Annotated in this window: 13 protein-coding genes and 1 other RNA gene; 10 read left to right on the forward strand and 4 right to left on the reverse strand. The window is 61.1% G+C overall.

All coding sequences use genetic code 11. From position 1 onward, the window contains the following. The first annotated feature begins 149 nt into the window (after positions 1-149). Entirely contained in the window at positions 150-923 is a 774-nt protein-coding gene (locus tag AC07OJ_RS24020; RefSeq protein ID WP_065900796.1) for a YiaD family glycine zipper/OmpA-like lipoprotein, read from the forward strand. A gap of 68 nt (positions 924-991) precedes the next feature. Here the strand turns inward: AC07OJ_RS24020 and AC07OJ_RS24025 are convergent, their stop codons facing one another. The 4 genes from AC07OJ_RS24025 to AC07OJ_RS24040 all read right to left on the reverse strand — a co-directional run bounded on the left by AC07OJ_RS24025 (position 992) and on the right by AC07OJ_RS24040 (position 4,438). Next, a complete protein-coding gene (locus AC07OJ_RS24025) occupies positions 992-1,573 on the reverse strand; it encodes a BON domain-containing protein (RefSeq protein ID WP_065900799.1) in 582 nt (193 codons plus the stop codon). Beyond that, positions 1,570-2,163 (reverse strand): phosphoheptose isomerase, encoded by a 594-nt coding sequence (locus AC07OJ_RS24030; protein WP_007972584.1) that lies wholly within the window; start codon positions 2,161-2,163, stop codon positions 1,570-1,572. The genes AC07OJ_RS24025 and AC07OJ_RS24030 overlap by 4 nt, the downstream gene beginning before the upstream one ends. 92 nt (positions 2,164-2,255) lie before the next feature. After that, positions 2,256-2,627 carry a YraN family protein gene (locus AC07OJ_RS24035; RefSeq protein WP_065900802.1) on the reverse strand — a complete coding sequence of 124 codons (372 nt, stop codon included), beginning with the start codon at positions 2,625-2,627 and terminating at the stop codon, positions 2,256-2,258. Next, on the reverse strand, positions 2,627-4,438 hold the full coding sequence (locus AC07OJ_RS24040) for a penicillin-binding protein activator (protein WP_065900804.1): 1,812 nt from the start codon (positions 4,436-4,438) through the stop codon (positions 2,627-2,629). Before AC07OJ_RS24040 ends, AC07OJ_RS24035 begins: the two co-directional genes overlap by 1 nt. A 209-nt stretch (positions 4,439-4,647) precedes the next feature. On the opposite strand from AC07OJ_RS24040, the gene rsmI reads away from it, so the two are divergent. The 9 genes from rsmI (at position 4,648) to mraY (ending at position 13,663) form a co-directional block, all read left to right on the forward strand. Continuing rightward, positions 4,648-5,520, forward strand: coding sequence for a 16S rRNA (cytidine(1402)-2'-O)-methyltransferase (rsmI, locus tag AC07OJ_RS24045; protein WP_106805133.1), 873 nt, complete (start codon positions 4,648-4,650; stop codon positions 5,518-5,520). Between the two features lie 95 nt (positions 5,521-5,615). After that, an RNA gene (rnpB, locus tag AC07OJ_RS24050) (RNase P RNA component class A) lies at positions 5,616-5,969 on the forward strand. Positions 5,970-6,323: 354 nt separating this feature from the next. Beyond that, positions 6,324-6,779 (forward strand): division/cell wall cluster transcriptional repressor MraZ, encoded by a 456-nt coding sequence (gene mraZ, locus AC07OJ_RS24055; RefSeq protein ID WP_003171868.1) that lies wholly within the window; start codon positions 6,324-6,326, stop codon positions 6,777-6,779. Continuing rightward, positions 6,776-7,723: a 16S rRNA (cytosine(1402)-N(4))-methyltransferase RsmH gene (rsmH, locus tag AC07OJ_RS24060; RefSeq protein ID WP_495095319.1), complete on the forward strand. Its 948-nt coding sequence runs from the start codon at positions 6,776-6,778 to the stop codon at positions 7,721-7,723. Before mraZ ends, rsmH begins: the two co-directional genes overlap by 4 nt. Further along, positions 7,720-8,013 carry a cell division protein FtsL gene (gene ftsL, locus AC07OJ_RS24065; protein ID WP_003188663.1) on the forward strand — a complete coding sequence of 98 codons (294 nt, stop codon included), beginning with the start codon at positions 7,720-7,722 and terminating at the stop codon, positions 8,011-8,013. Before rsmH ends, ftsL begins: the two co-directional genes overlap by 4 nt. Beyond that, positions 8,013-9,755, forward strand: coding sequence for a peptidoglycan D,D-transpeptidase FtsI family protein (locus tag AC07OJ_RS24070; protein WP_162946142.1), 1,743 nt, complete (start codon positions 8,013-8,015; stop codon positions 9,753-9,755). The genes ftsL and AC07OJ_RS24070 overlap by 1 nt, the downstream gene beginning before the upstream one ends. Continuing rightward, positions 9,755-11,218, forward strand: a complete 1,464-nt coding sequence (locus AC07OJ_RS24075; protein ID WP_106805131.1) for a UDP-N-acetylmuramoyl-L-alanyl-D-glutamate--2,6-diaminopimelate ligase — start codon at positions 9,755-9,757, stop codon at positions 11,216-11,218. Before AC07OJ_RS24070 ends, AC07OJ_RS24075 begins: the two co-directional genes overlap by 1 nt. Further along, positions 11,211-12,581 (forward strand): UDP-N-acetylmuramoyl-tripeptide--D-alanyl-D-alanine ligase, encoded by a 1,371-nt coding sequence (locus AC07OJ_RS24080; RefSeq protein ID WP_495095320.1) that lies wholly within the window; start codon positions 11,211-11,213, stop codon positions 12,579-12,581. Before AC07OJ_RS24075 ends, AC07OJ_RS24080 begins: the two co-directional genes overlap by 8 nt. After that, positions 12,581-13,663 carry a phospho-N-acetylmuramoyl-pentapeptide-transferase gene (gene mraY, locus AC07OJ_RS24085; protein ID WP_003171875.1) on the forward strand — a complete coding sequence of 361 codons (1,083 nt, stop codon included), beginning with the start codon at positions 12,581-12,583 and terminating at the stop codon, positions 13,661-13,663. The genes AC07OJ_RS24080 and mraY overlap by 1 nt, the downstream gene beginning before the upstream one ends. Positions 13,664-13,668 lie beyond the last annotated feature (5 nt).

The raw sequence follows: 13,668 nt of genomic DNA on the forward strand, positions 1-13,668 counted from the left end.
CGGTTTCTGTAGCGGCGATGGTGGCCAATGTTTTGTTACAGGCCCGCACGTGGTCGCGGAATTTTTACCGTCTGTCGTGTTCCAAACTCGGCACAGGTCCATTGCCAATGTCCTTTGCACCACAGAATGCAAAAGTAGGAGCTCCCCTCATGTTCACTTCGCGTCGTCTGCTTGTTGTCGCTACTGTCGTAGCCCTGTTATCCGGCTGCGCTTCACCTAATCCTTATGACGGCAGCAGCCAGGGACAGGCGAGCAATGAATCCGGCGGTATCAGCAAGACCGCCAAGTACGGTGGCCTGGGCGCCCTGGCAGGCGCATTGGCAGGTGCGGCCATCGACCATAACAACCGTGGCAAGGGCGCACTGATCGGTGGCGCCATCGCCGGTATCGGCGCTGCAGGCTACGGCTACTACGCCGACCAGCAGGAAAAGAAACTGCGCGAGAGCATGGCCAACACCGGGGTTGAAGTTCAGCGCCAGGGTGACCAGATCAAGCTGATCATGCCGGGCAACATCACCTTCGCCACCAACTCGGATGCGATCTCCAGCAGCTTTTACCAGCCGCTGAACAACCTGGCCAACTCGCTCAAGCAGTTCAACCAGAACACCATTCAGATCGTTGGCTACACCGACAGCACCGGCAGCCGCCAACTGAACATGGATCTGTCCCAGCGTCGTGCGCAGAGCGTGGCCAACTACCTGACCTCGCAAGGCGTCAGCCCGACCAACCTGAGTGCCCGCGGTGCCGGCCCGGATAACCCGATTGCCAGCAACGCTGACGTCAACGGTCGTGCCCAGAACCGTCGCGTCGAAGTGAACCTCGGCCCGATCCCTGGCCAGCAATACGGTCAGCCAGGTGCCCAGCAACAAGCGCCGCAGCAGAACAACCAGTTCCAGGGCAACCCGTACTCGCAGTACCAGTAAACTTTCGCCAATAAAAAGGGCGCCGTGCAGTCAATGCACGGCGCCCTTTTTTGTGGCTGTCGGTTACATCAGTCGATGTACTCGAACACCTTCACGATTTTTTGCACGCCGGACACGCCTTGCACCAGGTTGGCTGCGCGAGTGGCTTCGGCCTGGGTCAGCAGGCCCATCAGGTAGACGATACCGTTGTCGGTGACGACCTTGATGCGCGAACCGGGGATCGCATTGTCGGTGAGCATCTGCGCCTTGATCTTGGTGGTCAGCAGGGCGTCATTGCTGATGGCCAGCAGGGTGATCGGTTCCATGACCTGCAATTCATTGTGGACCTTCTTGACCCGCTGCACGGCCGACGCCGCTTGTTCGGCCTGGGCCTTGAGGTCGGCGCGCGGGGTCTGGCCAGCGAGCAGCACCACACCGTTGAAGCTGGTGACGACGATGCGCGAGGCGCCGTTGCCCAGGTCCGTGGCGGCCTTGGCGACGTTCACTTCGACCTTGGTTTCGATCAGCGAGTCATCAATCTTGCTGCCGAAGGTGCGGGTACCCTTGTCATCCTGAATGGGGGTGTCTCGTGTCGCGGTGATGGCCGTGCTGCAACCGCTGATGCCGAGGCACAGCGCAATAGCCAATAGGCTGAGACGTTTAACGGTCATTCTTCACTCCCGAACAGTTGGCTGTCGATCAGATCGCACAGGCAGTGGATCGCCAGCAGGTGGACTTCCTGAATACGTGCGGTGACATTGGCCGGGACGCGAATTTCCACGTCTTCAGGCAGCAGCAGCGAGGCCATGCCGCCGCCATCGCGTCCGGTCAATGCTACGACAATCATTTCGCGATCATGTGCGGCCTGGATCGCTTGAATAATATTCGCCGAGTTGCCGCTGGTGGAAATCGCCAGCAGCACATCGCCCGGTTGGCCCAGGGCGCGGATCTGCTTGGAGAAGATTTCGTTGTAGCTGTAGTCGTTGGCGATCGAAGTGATCGTCGACGAGTCGGTCGTCAGGGCGATGGCCGGCAGGCTCGGGCGTTCACGCTCGAAGCGGTTGAGCAGTTCGGACGAGAAATGCTGGGCATCGCCGGCTGAACCGCCATTGCCGCACGAAAGCATTTTGCCCTCGTTGAGCAAGGCGTTGACCATGACCTGACTGGCTTGCTCGATGTGCGGTGCAAGTACTTCCATCGCCTGTTGCTTGGTGTCGATGCTGGCCTGGAAAAGCTGGCGAATTCGGGATTGCATGTCCATCTGTGTGACCTTAAGTAGCGCGGCTGTTTGGCACAGGAATGTGCAGCCCGCAAAGCAAAGAGCAAAAGTGTGTGGTGAAGATGTCCGGTGAATCAGCTGTCGAAGGCACTCTTGAGCCATCTCAGATCAGCAGAACCCGACGGTGTGCTTTCTATGGCAACCACATCGAAACGGCAGGGGGAATCGGCCCAGCGATGCTCTTTCTGCAGGAAAAACTGCGCGGCGAGTATCAGCTTCTGACGCTTGCGCCCGTCAATACTGGCGAGCGCGCCACCCCATTGTGCGTGTTTTCTGTAGCGGACTTCGACGAATACTACTGTATCGCCGTCAAGCATGACCAGATCAAGCTCGCCGCGTTTACATAACCAGTTCTGCGCCAGAAGGCGCAGACCCTGTTGTTGCAGATGTTTCAGAGCTTGAAGTTCGGCATCCTTGCCGCTTTGCGCGCGGGACCGCTCGGGCATCAGCGCGGGGTGTCCGGCAGGCGTTGGATATCGCCACCGACGAACTTGGCCCACGGCATCTGGCGGTCAACGCGCTGGTTGGCGTTGATGCCCAGGCTGCCCGAAAGGCCGTCAACGCGGGTATCCGGGAGCGCCTTGAGCTGGCCCAGGCGCGGCGCCAGGCGGTAGGCATCGACACCCATCGCATACAGGCGGCCGAGGCTGCCATTGGCTTGTGGCCATTGCGCGGCAACCTGGTTGCGCAGTGGGTCGGTGGTGTTCAGCAGCCAAGGGGTTTCGCAGAACATCACGTTGGTCATGTCCAGGTACTGGTTCTTGTCACCGCTGGCGCTGAACACGTGGGAGGTCGCGTACACCGGCACGTCACCGGCATATTGGAAGTTCAGGGTCGGCTTGATCTGCTGGGCCAGTTGCGGGGTCACCGCCAGGAAGATGAACTCGATGTCCTGGCGACGCGACGGCTGTGCCGCTACGTCGGTGCCCACAGTGCTTTGCAGGCTCTTGGCGCGGCCTTCGCTTTTACGCAGCTGGAACAAGTCGGCAATTTGCTGGGCGAGGGCAACAGGCTGGTCGACATACTCGACACCGACGACGGTGCCGCCGTTGGCTTCCCAATCCTGGCGGAAGGCCTTGTAGACACGCTCGCCCCATTCGCCACGCGGCACCATGGCGGCAGCGCGATGCAGGCCGTCGGCGCGGGCGCGGCGCGACACTTCGCGAGCTTCGTCTTCAGCCGCGAGGCCGAACTGGAACAGTTGCGCCGGGCTCTGATCGGTCTCGCTGTAGTTCAGCGCCAGGGTAGTGATCGGCAATTGCGGGCGTGCGCTCAGCTGTTTGACCAGTGGCTTCTCCAGCGGGCCCACCACCAGTTGCACGCCGGCAGCCTGGGCCTTGGCGTAGAAGTCGTCGAGGGAAGTGAGGCGCGAGCTGTCATAGAACTCGATGACCGGCGGCTTCTGCCCGGCTTGTTCAGCCTGGTAGTGCGCGGCCATGAAACCTTCACGCAGCGCCTTGCCGACACCGGCCAGCGGGCCGTCCTGTGGCAGCAGCAGGGCGATCTTGTTCAAGGGCTGGCTGGCCAGCTCCTTGAGCTTGGTCAGCGGCGTCGGCAGCTGCACGGCCGCCGGGTGACCCGGGTTCTGCGCGCGCCAGGTGTCGATGGCTGCTTGCTGCTGTTCCAACGTACCGGCGCCCTTGACCGACTGGGCTAGGGTGATCCAGCCGTCGAGCACCGGGTTGCCGCTGGCTTGCAGCTGTTCGGCCGGCAGGGCGGCGATCAACGTCCAGATGGCTTCATGGTTGCTGCGGGCGGCGTCGCCGGTCAGCAGCGGGGCCATGGCCACGCGTTCGCGGGCGGCGGCCAACGTCTGGCCATCGGCTTCATAAGCGCGGGCATGCACGCTGCCGGTGCGGATCTGCTGTTCGGCCGGCAGGTCCTTCAGGCTTTGCAGGCTCGGATGGTTCAGGGCCGTCAACGCAGCCTTGGGCTGGTTGCGAGCCATCGCCAGCTCAGCGGCCAGGGTGCTGGCAAAGACTTGCGCCGCTGGCTTGAGGACGTCCAGTGGCACTTGCGCAAGGATCTGCGCCGAGCGGCCAGGATTGTTCTGCTTGTAGGCCATGTCAGCCGCACTCAGGCGCAGCAATGCGGCCTTTTCTGGCGTCTTGGCGGTAGTGGCCTGTTCGAGCAGTTGCTCGATACTGGCGTCCGGGGTCCGTGGAAGGTCGCCAAGGCTGGACGAGGGCGAGCTGGCGCAAGCGGCCAGCAAGGCAGCGAGGCAGAGGGCGGAGAGCAGCCGCAGGCAAGCGATCATGTAAGTGTTCCTGATACCGATCAAATTAGCGTGGAATTGTACCCAAGCACTGGCCCAGGCGCGATGTTACTGGCGTGAAACCGTCGATTTAGGTGGTGCAAATGTTGCTGTCGGGCGTCGACGGCTGAAAAGGCATCGGCCTTGATGGCATTTTTTCAAAGCGCCTACGCGCTACAATATGGCTTTTGCCAACCATCGAGGTGTGCGTTTTGACTGCTCCAGGTCCTTTGAATTCCACTGCAGGCTCGCTTTTTGTCGTGGCGACGCCCATTGGCAACCTGGACGACATCAGTGCCCGGGCGCTGAAAGTGTTGCGCGAGGTTAAATTGATCGCGGCCGAAGACACACGGCACTCCCAACGCTTGATGCAGCATTTTGGTATCAGCACGCCATTGGCCGCCTGCCACGAGCACAACGAGCGCGAGGAAGGCAGCCGTTTTATTGTGCGTTTGCTGGCCGGCGACGATGTGGCACTTATCTCCGATGCGGGCACACCGCTGATTTCCGACCCGGGCTATCACTTGGTCCGCCAGGCGCGGGCCGCTGGTATCAATGTAGTGCCTGTTCCGGGAGCGTGCGCGCTGATCGCTGCATTATCCGCGGCAGGATTGCCGTCGGACCGCTTTATTTTCGAGGGTTTCCTGCCCGCCAAGGCGGTGGGGCGGCGTGCGCGTCTTCAGGCCTTGAAGGAAGAGCCGCGCACCCTGATCTTCTACGAAGCCCCTCATCGGATTCTCGAATGCCTGCAGGACATGGAGCTGGTGTTCGGCGGCGAGCGCCTGGCGCTGCTTGCCCGTGAGCTGACCAAGACCTTCGAAACCCTCAAGGGGCTGCCGCTTGAAGAGCTGCGCGCCTTTGTCGAGGGTGACAGTAACCAGCAGCGCGGCGAGTGCGTGGTGTTGGTGGCAGGCTGGACTGCGCCGGAAGCGGACGACGCCGTGGGCAGTGAGGCGATGCGCATCCTCGATTTGTTGCTCAAGGAAATGCCACTCAAGCGCGCGGCAGCCCTGGCGGCGGAAATTACCGGGGTGCGCAAGAACCTGTTGTATCAAGTTGCGCTGGATAAACAGAAAACCGAATAGTTCCGCAGGTAATCCTGTATTCCGTCTGAACGTGATGGCAATGCTGCACTTTAATACTTGTCCTCAAGCCGCCGTGCCGTTAACCTGCGCGGCGGAGAGTCGATTGGACAGTCGCTGCCCTCTATGAAAATTAGGGGGGGGAGGAAAGTCCGGGCTCCATAGGGCGAAGTGCCAGGTAATGCCTGGGAGGCGTGAGCCTACGGAAAGTGCCACAGAAAATAACCGCCTAAGCACTTCGGTGCCGGTAAGGGTGAAAAGGTGCGGTAAGAGCGCACCGCACGTCTGGCAACAGTTCGTGGCTAGGTAAACCCCACTTGGAGCAAGACCAAATAGGGTCCCAAGGCGTGGCCCGCGCTGGGACCGGGTAGGTTGCTAAAGATGTCCAGTGATGGCCATCGTAGACGAATGACTGTTCAAGACAGAACCCGGCTTACAGATCGACTCTCCACCTTTTTCCTTTTGTCCGAATCTCGGGCAGAAACCCGGTAATAACGCAAGAATCCCTCCCTGCCGAATCATTGGCAGATGCATCTTCGTAATACCAAAAAAATCTTACTCTTAATAAATCACTTTAACTTTAAGCCATAGCTCTTTGAGCTAACTGCGCTTGCTGGGCCCAAAACATCGCCGAACTCTGGTTTCTCCTCCTTTTACGCTCCTAAATCTCCGTTCTGTAAGGCTTTTCCTTGAATCCGCGCCTTGACGGTGTGGTAGGCGCATTCCTATAGTGTGCGCAAGTGGCGGAAAGTGGCACAAAGTGGGTTTTTTGAACGTAAAACGCTAAAATTTGGAGAAACGCATCTGTGTTTCGCGGAGCTAACGCTATCAGTCTCGATGCAAAAGGCCGTCTCGCCATGCCGAGCCGGTATCGTGACGAGCTCATTTCGCGAAGTTCCGGACAGTTAATCATCACCATCGATGCCGTTGACCCTTGTTTGTGCGTTTACCCCCTCGATGAGTGGGAGTTGATTGAAACCAAGTTGCGCGCCTTGCCTTCATTGCGTGAAGAAAACCGCCGTCTGCAGCGATTGCTGATTGGTAATGCCGTCGACCTCGAACTCGATGGCAGTGGTCGTTTCCTGGTGCCCCCGCGTTTGCGCGAGTACGCCAAGCTCGATAAGCGCGCAATGCTGGTCGGCCAACTGAACAAGTTCCAATTGTGGGACGAAGATGCCTGGGATGCTGTTTCTGCAGCTGACCTGGCTGCTATTCAACAACCGGGCGCGATGCCTGATGAACTGCGTGATTTGATCCTGTGACTATTGATAGCGGCTTTAACCACATCACCGTACTGCTTGACGAAGCCGTTGAGGCTCTCGCCGTACGCGCGGATGGCTGCTATGTGGATGGCACCTTTGGCAGGGGCGGGCATAGCCGCTTGATACTCAGCCAGCTCGGATCCGACGGTAAGCTCCTCGGGTTCGACAAAGACCCTCAAGCGATTGCCACCGGGCAAGCGCTAGCGGCCGAAGACGGCCGCTTTGTCGTTGTGCAGCGCAGCTTTGCCGAGCTGGGTGCCGAAGTGGCCGAGCGCGGCATGGCGGGCAAGGTGGCCGGGGTTTTGCTCGACCTGGGCGTGTCCTCGCCACAGCTTGACGACCCGGAGCGCGGTTTCAGTTTCATGAATGACGGTCCGCTCGACATGCGCATGGACCCCACCCGTGGTGTCAGTGCCGCACAGTTCATCGCCACCGCACCGGTGGAAGAAATCGCCCGTGTCTTCAAGGAATATGGTGAAGAACGCTTCGCCGGTCGCATGGCGCGTGCCGTGGTCGAGCGCCGCGAAATCCAGCCATTTGAGCGCACTGCCGATCTGGCCGAGGTGCTGAAAGTCGCCAACCCCGCGTGGGAAAAGGGCAAGAACCCGGCAACTCGCGCGTTCCAGGGCCTGCGCATTCACGTCAACAACGAATTGGGCGACCTGGAGGCTGGCCTCGAGGCGGCCCTCGAGGCGCTGGAAGTGGGCGGTCGCCTGGTGGTGATCAGCTTCCACTCCCTGGAAGACCGCATCGTCAAACTGTTCATGCGTCGCCTGGTCAAGGGCGAGTCCGATAACCTGCCGCGCAACCTGCCGGTACGTTTCGAAGCCTTTGTGCCGAAAATCAAAATCCATGGCAAAGCGCAGTTCGCTTCCGAAGCCGAACTCAAGGCCAACCCGCGTGCCCGCAGTGCCGTCATGCGTGTTGCGGAGAAGTTGCGGTGAGCAAGCTTTTCGCCAAGCCCCTCCCGGGCGGCAGCTTCTTTATGTTGCTGCTGTTTGTCGGTGTGCTGGTGTCCGCGATTGCGGTGTCTTACAGCGCCCACTGGAACCGCCAGTTGCTCAACACCCTCTACGGGGAGTTGAGCGTGCGCGATAAGGCCCAGGCGGAATGGGGTCGGTTGATCCTGGAGCAAAGCACCTGGACCGCCCACAGCCGTATCGAAGTGCTGGCCACCGAACAGCTGAAGATGCACATCCCGGGCGCGGCCGAAGTTCGGATGGTGGCGCCATGATGAAACTCGAAGGCGCACTCTACCCTTGGCGCTTCCGCCTGGTGCTCGGCTTGCTGGCACTGATGGTGGGCGCGATCGCCTGGCGGATCATCGACCTGCAAGTGGTCGACCGCGACTTCCTGATCGGCCAGGGCGATGCCCGCAGCCTGCGTCATATTCCTATTCCTGCACACCGCGGCCTGATCACCGACCGTAACGGCGAGCCCCTGGCCGTCAGTACGCCGGTGACGACCCTGTGGGCCAACGCCAAAGAGCTGCAGGTGGCCAAGGACCGCTGGCCGGCACTCGCCGCCGCCCTCGGCCAGGACCCGAAAGCCTTGGCTGAGCGCCTGGAAGCCCAGGCCAACAAAGAATTCATCTACCTGGTTCGCGGCCTGACTCCCGAGCAGGGCCAGCAGGTGCTCGACCTTAAAGTCCCCGGTGTGTATGGCATCGAGGAATTCCGTCGTTTCTACCCGGCCGGTGAAACCACCGCGCATATGGTGGGCTTCACCGATATCGATGACCACGGCCGCGAAGGCGTGGAACTGGCCTACGATGAATGGCTGGCCGGGGTTCCCGGCAAACGACAAGTCATCAAGGATCGGCGCGGCAGACTGATCAAGGATGTCCAGGTCACCAAAAACGCCAAGGCCGGTAAGCCCTTGGCGTTGTCCATTGACCTGCGCCTGCAATACCTGGCCAACCGCGAGCTGCGTAACGCGATCATCGAGAACGGCGCCAAGGCCGGCAGCCTGGTGATCATGGACGTGAAGACCGGCGAGATCCTGGCCATGGTCAACCAGCCGACCTACAACCCTAACAACCGTCGCAACCTGCAACCGGCGATGATGCGTAACCGCGCCATGATCGACGTGTTCGAGCCGGGTTCGACCATGAAAGCCATCTCCATGAGTGCTGCCCTGGAAACCGGGCGCTGGAAACCCAGCGACAAGGTCGAGGTGTATCCGGGTACCTTGCAGTTGGGCAAATACACCATTCGTGACGTATCCCGTACCGAAGGTCCGGTGCTGGATTTGACAGGTATCCTGATCAACTCCAGTAACGTGGGCATGAGTAAGGTCGCCTTCGATATCGGCGGCGAGACCATCTACCACCTGGCACAGAAAATCGGTCTCGGCCAGCCTACCGGCCTGGACTTCCCAGGCGAGCGTGTCGGCAACCTGCCCAACTACCGCGACTGGAAAAAGGCCGAGACGGCCACGCTTTCCTATGGCTACGGCCTGTCGGTGACGGCGATTCAATTGGCGCACGCTTTCTCTGTATTGGCCAACAACGGCCGCATGGTTCCGCTGAGCCTGATCCATGTCGACGAGGCGCCGAAAGCCACCCAGGTGATCCCGGAAAACGTCGCCAAGACCATGCAAGGCATGCTGCAACAAGTGATCGAAGCACCCCGCGGCGTGTTCCGTGCCCAGGTGCCGGCGTATCACGTGGCCGGCAAGTCGGGTACTGCGCGTAAGACCTCGGTGGGTACCAAGGGCTACGCCGAAAACTCCTACCGTTCGTTGTTCGCAGGCTTCGGCCCGATGAGCGATCCACGCTACGCCATCGTCGTGGTCATCGATGAACCGAGCAAAGCCGGTTACTTCGGTGGCCTGGTCTCGGCACCGGTGTTCAGCAAAGTGATGTCCGGCACCCTGCGCCTGATGAACATCACGCCGGACAATCTGCCGCCGACCCAACAAGCGAACGCCGGACCACCGGCCGCTGCTGCAAAAGCCAATGGAGGGCGCGGCTGATGTCTCTTAGCCTGAACAAGATTTTTGCCCATGCCGGTCGCGATCTGTTGATCCGCGAGTTGAGCCTGGACAGCCGTAATGTGCGCGCCGGTGACCTGTTCCTGGCGGTGCCTGGCGGCAAGTACGATGGTCGTGCGCATATCGCCGATGCCCTGCAGCGCGGTGCGGCTGCCGTGGCCTATGAAGTCGAAGGCGCCACCGTGCTGCCGATCACTGACGTGCCGTTGATTCCGGTCAAAGGCCTGGCTGCGCAGCTGTCGGACATTGCAGGGCGCTTTTATGGTGACCCGAGCCGTCACTTGAACCTGGTCGGCGTGACCGGCACCAATGGCAAGACCAGCGTGACCCAGCTTGTCGCGCAAGCGCTGGACCTGTTGGGCCAGCATTGCGGCATCGTCGGCACGCTGGGCACCGGTTTCTACGGCGCGCTGCAAAGCGGCCTGCACACCACGCCGAACCCGATTGCCGTGCAGGCGACCCTGGCCGACCTGAAGAAGGCCGGTGCCAAGGCGGTTGCCATGGAGGTTTCGTCCCATGGGCTGCACCAGGGGCGTGTTGCCGCGCTGGCCTTCGATGTGGCGGTGATGACCAACCTGTCCCGCGATCACTTGGACTACCACGGCACCATGCAAGCCTACGCCGCCGAGAAGGCCAAGCTGTTTGCCTGGAACGACCTTAAGTGCCGGGTAGTGAACCTGGACGACGAATTCGGTCGGCAGCTGGCAGCTGAAGACCGTGAGTCTCGCCTGATCAGCTACAGCCTGGAAGATGCCAGCGCCTACCTGTATTGCCGCGACGCCCAGTTCAATGACGAAGGCGTGCGCGCCACGCTGGTGACGCCACAAGGCGAACACCATCTGCGCAGCAGCCTGCTCGGTCGGTTCAACTTGAGCAACGTCCTCGCCGCCGTCGGCGCGTTGCTCGGCCTGGATTACGCGCTGGACGAAATCCTGCGCGTGCTGCCGAAGCTGGAAGGTCCGGTCGGCCGCATGCAGCGCCTGGGTGGCGGCAAGCAGCCGTTGGTGGTGGTCGACTACGCGCACACGCCGGATGCCCTGGAAAAAGTCCTGGTGGCCCTGCGTCCGCACGCCAAGGGCAAGTTGCTCTGCCTGTTCGGCTGTGGCGGTGATCGCGATCGCGGCAAGCGTCCGTTGATGGCTGAGATCGTCGAGCGCCTGGCCGATGGCGTGCTGGTCACCGACGACAATCCGCGCAGCGAAGACCCGAGCCAGATTTTCGACGATATCCGCGTTGGTTTCAAAGATCCGTCCAAGGCCGCCTTCGTTGCCGGTCGCGGCGCAGCCATTGCCCAATTGATCGCCAGCGCCAGTGCTGATGACGTGGTGGTGCTGGCCGGTAAAGGTCATGAGGACTACCAGGAAATCAACGGCGAACGCCATGCCTTCTCCGATCTGGTCGAGGCTGATCACGCCTTGACGGCCTGGGAGGTCGCCCATGCTTAAGGCGATGAAATTCAGCGAACTGACCCAGGCCCTGTCGGCCCGGGTACTGTCGAGCGATTGCAGCTTCGACGGCGTCAGTATCGACAGCCGCAACATCAAGCCGGGGCAACTGTTTGTCGCCTTGGCCGGCCCGCGTTTCGACGGCCACGACTACCTGAATGACGTCGCCGCCAAAGGCGCCGTGGGTGCCTTGGTGCAGCGCGAAGTGGCGGACTCGACACTCCCGCAATTGCTGGTTGCCGATACGCGCCTGGCCTTGGGTCAATTGGGCGCGCTGAACCGTGCCGCATTCACCCAGCCTGTGGCGGCCGTCACCGGCTCCAGCGGCAAGACCACGGTCAAGGAACTGCTCGCCGGCATCCTGCGCACGCGCGGACCGGTGCTCGCCACCCGTGGCAACCTCAACAATGATTTTGGCGCACCGCTGACCCTGCTCGAACTGGCGCCGGAACACACTGCGGCGGTGGTCGAGCTGGGCGCATCGCGCGTCGGCGAAATCGCCTACACCGTGGCGCTGACCAAGCCCCACGTGGCAATCATCAGCAACGCCGGTACCGCCCATGTCGGCGAGTTCGGCGGCCCGGAAAAAATCGTCGAAGCCAAGGGTGAAATCCTCGAAGGCCTCGATGCCTCCGGAACGGCGGTATTGAACCTGGACGACAAGGCCTTCGAAACCTGGCGTGTACGCGCCGCCGGTCGCAAGGTCCTGACGTTTTCCGTGCTCAACGCCGCGGCTGATTTCCACGCTTCCAACATCAGCGTCGATGCCCGTGGTTGCCCGTCCTTCACCTTGCATACCCCGCAAGGCAGCGAGCACGTGCAACTGAATCTGCTCGGTAACCATAACGTCGCCAACGCCTTGGCGGCTGCCGCTGCAGCATCCGCTCTGGGCGTGTCGCTGTTCGGTATCGCCACCGGGCTGGGTGCCGTGCAGCCGGTCAAGGGCCGCACTGTCGCGCAGCTGGCAACCAATGGCATGCGCGTGATTGATGACACCTACAACGCCAATCCGTCCTCCATCAATGCCGCTGTCGACCTGCTCAAAGGCTTTGCCGGGCGCAGGGTGCTGGTGCTGGGCGATATCGGTGAGCTGGGCGACTGGGCGGAGCAAGGCCATCGCGAAGTCGGCGCGTATGCCGCCGGCAAAGTCGACGCCCTCTACGCCGTGGGGCCGAACATGGCACACGCCGTCAATGCCTTCGGGCCGGGTGCGCGGCATTTCGCGACCCAGGCCGAGTTGATCCAGGCGCTGGGTGCCGCTGAACAAGACAAACACACAACCATTTTGATCAAGGGATCGCGCAGCGCGGTGATGGAAAACGTCGTCGCGGCCTTGTGTGGCTCAAGTACGGAGAAACATTAATGCTGCTGCTGCTGGCTGAGTATCTGCAACAGTTCCACAAAGGCTTCGCGGTCTTTCAGTACCTGACCCTGCGCGGGATCCTGGGTGTGCTGACTGCGCTGTCTTTGTCGCTGTTTCTGGGGCCGTGGATGATCCGCACCCTGCAGAACCTGCAAATTGGTCAATCGGTTCGCAATGACGGCCCGCAGTCGCACCTGTCCAAATCCGGCACCCCGACCATGGGCGGTGCGTTGATCCTGTCGTCCATCGGTATCAGCACCTTGCTGTGGGCCGACCTGCACAACCGCTACGTGTGGGTAGTGCTGCTGGTGACTCTGCTGTTCGGCGCCATCGGCTGGGTGGACGACTACCGCAAAGTCATCGAGAAAAACTCCAAGGGGCTACCTAGCCGCTGGAAGTATTTCTGGCAGTCGGTGTTCGGTCTTGCCGCAGCGATCTTCCTCTACACCACGGCGCCAAGCGCAGTCGAAACCACCTTGATCATCCCGATGCTCAAGGACGCCAGCATTCCACTGGGCATCGGCTTCGTGGTGCTGACCTATTTCGTGATCGTCGGCTCCAGCAACGCGGTCAACCTCACCGACGGCCTCGACGGCCTGGCGATCATGCCAACGGTGATGGTCGGCGGCGCACTCGGCATCTTCTGCTACCTGTCGGGCAACGTGAAATTCGCCGAATACCTGCTGATCCCGTACGTACCGGGCGCGGGTGAGCTGATCGTGTTCTGCGGCGCACTGATCGGTGCGGGCCTGGGGTTCCTGTGGTTCAACACCTACCCCGCACAAGTCTTCATGGGCGACGTCGGCGCACTGGCGCTGGGCGCGGCCCTGGGCACCATCGCGGTGATCGTTCGCCAGGAAATCGTGCTGTTCATCATGGGCGGTGTGTTTGTGATGGAAACCCTGTCGGTGGTCATCCAGGTGGCCTCCTTCAAATTGACCGGGCGCCGCGTGTTCCGCATGGCGCCGATTCACCACCACTTTGAACTCAAGGGCTGGCCCGAGCCACGCGTGATTGTCCGCTTCTGGATCATCACCGTGATTCTGGTACTGGTCGGCCTTGCCACCCTGAAACTGAGGTAGAAACG

This window comes from Pseudomonas sp. GW821-FHT09C08, from assembly GCF_059418125.1.